Genomic DNA, 3,859 nt, shown 5'->3' with positions numbered 1-3,859 from the left:
GATTACCTGAGATAGCATTAACTCTTCATAACAATGCTCCATATATTCGTAGGGGATCTGCTCGTATGGGGGGGGCGGAGCGACACGCTTCAAAGCGTCTTTAATCTCGGTTCTGCGATCGAGATTAACCAGTTCAGAAATCTCTGGTAATATTGGCTCTAAGACGGCGGGTGGATGAACTTTTCGATGATACCGACGCGAATCTGGCAAAAGATAGGCATCCCTAAGAGTCCTTACCCACTCTCTCATCGCTTTTTCGGCTTCAGGACTGAAAAAGTGAAACCTGACCCATTTCTCTAAATCAATTACCACATCCCGTCCCATCTGCTGTGCTAGCAGCGACAAGGCCTTCGTGACTACCTGCCGTACCAGTTCGCCTCGCTCCCCGTCTGGACTTCCTGTCCAATCCTTCATGCGATTGTGAGTCTCATCCTCAATAAAAGCCTGGGTATAAATGGACTCCCAGATAGACGGTTGCTCTAATAGAGCATTTGGCAATCCCAGCAACGGTAGGAAAGGAGCCGCCCAAGGCAGAGTTGGTAAAGACAAAGCTCTCAAGTAATTCCAGCTTTCCCAATCTTTCCAAGAAAAATCAAGTTCCAAACAGTTCTGTTTTGTCATAAATGATAGTGTCTATCAAGGCCTAAAACGTAAGTCTAACCCTAGAAGCCTTGCAATTACTTCCAATGCGATCAGAACAGCTCCGCCTACCCCCGCTGCTACCCATAAAGCACCGTCTCTTACCTGTGCGCCAAGCTCATTTGCCCGTGCCAGTAAGCTACTTCGGTTTCTGATATCTGGCTCTTCAGGAGGTTGTTTTTGACTATACTCCACAGCTTGGTCATAGGCATCCTGCATTTTAGGCCCGCCGTATCCATCCGGATCATCGTCATCACAATTGCCCAGTTTTTTCATATCCTCCAGCAATTTATTCAACTCTTTTTTCACTTTATCGTACTGCACTATATGTCCGTCCCAAGAACCGGGATCGCCAGTTACAGTAGTCCTACGACCCGATAAGGGAGGAATTCGCGGAACGGGAGGAGCGCTGATGCGACGACGCCGATTATAAAGATCCTGATCGTCTAAGCGCAAATCGTCGTAGCGTTTTTTCAACTCTTTACCAAGAGCTAAAATTTCCTTACGGATATTTAACGATCCTAATGTTTAGCAGGTTCACCAATATCAAGGATTCCAACGCAGCCCAATCAGCGCCATACCTGTCGGTCCAGTCGTTGAGATAATCACTGTTCCATCATTACTTTTTGCCGTTACAAAATGAATAGAACGCAGCCATACATAAGGGAATATGTCGTTCCGATAGCGCCTGTCACCTACTTTAAAGCTGTTTTCGATTTGATCGCCCTTGTACCAGACAGCGCGATCAAAACCATAGACAAGTGTTCTTTCACCTTCAACCGCAACTACAGCGAGTCTGAGTGGGATAGGTAAGGATGGGGTATTATATTTTAGAGAAAATCGTCTGCCCATACCTTTACTTAGGCAGACTTCAGTCCTATAATCATCGGTTTGGATAGATACAAAGGCATCACCCGATGGCGTCAGACCCGCATTTTCTATATTGATTTCAGCATTAATACCTCCGGTGCTGTAGTAACCTAAATTACCTCCCGCAATATCGCCAGTTAGGATATGATCGTCAGAAAAAAACAACAGCTTTCCTGCGGGGGTTTGAGATAATGAAAGAGGAACAAAATAATTTTTCCCGTCAGGTTCGAGACATTGTACCCGACGTATTTTGTCTCCTTCTAATTGACAGAGTGCTTGTTTTGACCCTACAGAATGGTTAAACCCTTCCCATGGATATGAACCTCGTACATCACCGTTTGCATTCACAAACCAAGCTTTGTCATTACTCATCACCCAAACGGCATCTCCTTCAACACCTACAATGTCTGTCCCTGGAAGGTTCACTGTATGTTTAACAGCTCCCGTGCGATCGTAGTGGAATAGTAGCCATTGATGGGTACTCATCCACACTCCACCGTCACTTCGAGCAATAAGACTAAGTGGTTTCTCCGATAAGGGTATCACTCTTGTGGTCTCTCCTATCCAAAGGCCAACTGGCATTTTTTCGTCATCACCTTTGTTTACAACGCTAGCTAGTCCTCCTGGACTGGCATATGTTTCTCCTATATAAGGTCTGGCTGGGTAATACTTGGGGCCAGGCATACCTGTAATTTGAGCTACATCAGGAGGCAGTGGTTCTAATTCTACTATTTCTTGCTTGATGAGATTATTCCACTCAAAAAAGGCAATAGTCGAAATTTTAAATTTCTGGCAATTCATAGCTTTCATTGGTTTTTCTGGTTGCCAATATGTCTGCTGTTTGGCTATCAAAATTAAGCACATAAAAAAAGCCATTCCAACAGACAAAATGGAGCGCCAATATCTTGCTATTACTTCCATAGCTCTCCTTTCATTACATCTGTAATCGGTTGACCGACTTGGATGCTACCATCTAATGCTAGAACATCAATGATCTGTATTAGGTTATTCTTATTTGGTTTCTCCCATAAACTAACGGCTTTTCCGCCACCAATCGCAATAGCTACGTGATCTGGTTCTCCTTTATCTGATTTTCTATAAAAGAGAAGCTCTCCTGGTTGTAATGGCTTGATTGTTGCCGGTTGTTTGCTGTTGGGTAAAGTGACATAGAATGGCAGACTTTCCTTATACCCCATCATTGGCATACCTGAAAATGTGAGGTTAAATGGTTGATTATACCTTGATTTTGTCATAAATTTACGGAGCTGATCGGCAGTAATTTGTCCAGATAAAAATCCTGCATAAAGAATCATTTCCCAGCAGTTCATGGTCGCGTTATACGGCAGAGTGTCACTTTTTTCATCGGCTAAAAAGTGCCGAGTAAAATCATTGGCAGGGGGATTAGACCAGGTCTGATTTCCTTTAAGCAAGGCTGCCATTACCACAGTAGCCATCCCTGGCTTGGAAGAGAAACTGTTTACAATCAGCTTCCTCATGGTAACATCACCGACTACCGATTTGAGGTCATTCTGGTCATTACTTTTGATGATTAAAGCGATGAGTCGATCGTAGTTAGCGATCGCCCCTGCTTTCAACAATTTCTCTATTTGTGCCTTGAAACTAGGCGGTTTTTGCGCTACAATCAACCCCAAAGGATTACCACCAGTCGCAAAAATATTAGAAGCAATCTTCGGATTAGCTTTGTCGATCGCTAGCGTTGCCAAGTTCTTACCACCAGGATTTTCAACAGTCTTAATAATTTCCTCCACATCAAAGACGTAAGCACTTCCACCGCCACCCAGAGTAGGATAAGAGCCAATTAGATACTTCCCATCACCAGAAAGAGTCACATTATTACGGATATTGAATAATCCCAATATTCCCCCCCGCCAGCGGATTAGCATTAGGTTCAAGGATTTTTTTACTATTACGACCCGCCACAAACGCATACTTCCCATCAGCCGTCATCGTAACAGCCACCCCCTCATTCACCTCAAAGACATTGGTATTATTAGTCAGCGTTAAATTCGTGTAGACAGTTGTAGGAGTCAAATTCAGAGGGTCATCACTCACAGTCAGCACCCCAAAACCGCTGCCGTCTGTGTTCGGGTTACCATTAGTAAAAACCATTTTGAGCGGGTCAGGAGTTGCAGCCAACCCCCAAGCCCCCGTAGGAGTCAAAACCTTTCCAATTTGCTCCCCCCACTTCCGGGGATTAGAATTCGGAACCGTCGGTTTGTCTTCAGGGTCAATATTCACAGCGTAAATATAACCATCAGCCGCAGTAGCAAACAGCTTGCGCCCATCACTGCTAACCGCAATCTGGCGCAGTCCTGACGTAGCATTAACT

The 3,859-nt window shown here is 44.5% G+C and carries 4 protein-coding genes and 1 pseudogene; all 5 read right to left on the bottom strand.

Annotated features, from left to right (window positions below; translation table 11 throughout):
- Nucleotides 1–621 (bottom strand): hypothetical protein (locus JGK22_RS32755; RefSeq protein WP_293314531.1); only part of this gene is annotated, 621 nt, incomplete at its 3' end.
- Nucleotides 622–636: 15 nt separating this feature from the next.
- Nucleotides 637–963, bottom strand: a complete 327-nt coding sequence (locus JGK22_RS32750; RefSeq protein WP_293314529.1) for a hypothetical protein — start codon at nucleotides 961–963, stop codon at nucleotides 637–639.
- A gap of 222 nt (nucleotides 964–1,185) precedes the next feature.
- Entirely contained in the window at nucleotides 1,186–2,430 is a 1,245-nt protein-coding gene (locus JGK22_RS32745; protein WP_293233773.1) for a hypothetical protein, read from the bottom strand.
- Nucleotides 2,421–3,413 carry a hypothetical protein gene (locus JGK22_RS32740; RefSeq protein ID WP_293314527.1) on the bottom strand — a complete coding sequence of 331 codons (993 nt, stop codon included), beginning with the start codon at nucleotides 3,411–3,413 and terminating at the stop codon, nucleotides 2,421–2,423. The genes JGK22_RS32745 and JGK22_RS32740 overlap by 10 nt, the downstream gene beginning before the upstream one ends.
- Nucleotides 3,364–3,859 (bottom strand): annotated as a pseudogene (locus JGK22_RS32735) (YncE family protein); the annotation flags it as partial. The pseudogene JGK22_RS32735 and the gene JGK22_RS32740, both read right to left, overlap by 50 nt.

Source organism: Microcoleus sp. PH2017_08_TRC_O_A, from assembly GCF_020738665.1.
In the GTDB taxonomy this organism is placed as follows: Bacteria; Cyanobacteriota; Cyanobacteriia; order Cyanobacteriales; family Microcoleaceae; genus Microcoleus.
The sequence above is the reverse complement of the archived record's forward strand: the minus strand, read 5'-3'. Positions and strand labels throughout refer to the sequence as shown.

Coding starts and splice junctions, on each gene's coding strand:
- JGK22_RS32745 (WP_293233773.1), bottom strand. CDS start 2,430: ATGGAAGTAATAGCAAGATATTGGCGCTCCATTTTGTCTGTTGGAATG.
- JGK22_RS32740 (WP_293314527.1), bottom strand. CDS start 3,413: ATGCTAATCCGCTGGCGGGGGGGAATATTGGGATTATTCAATATCCGT.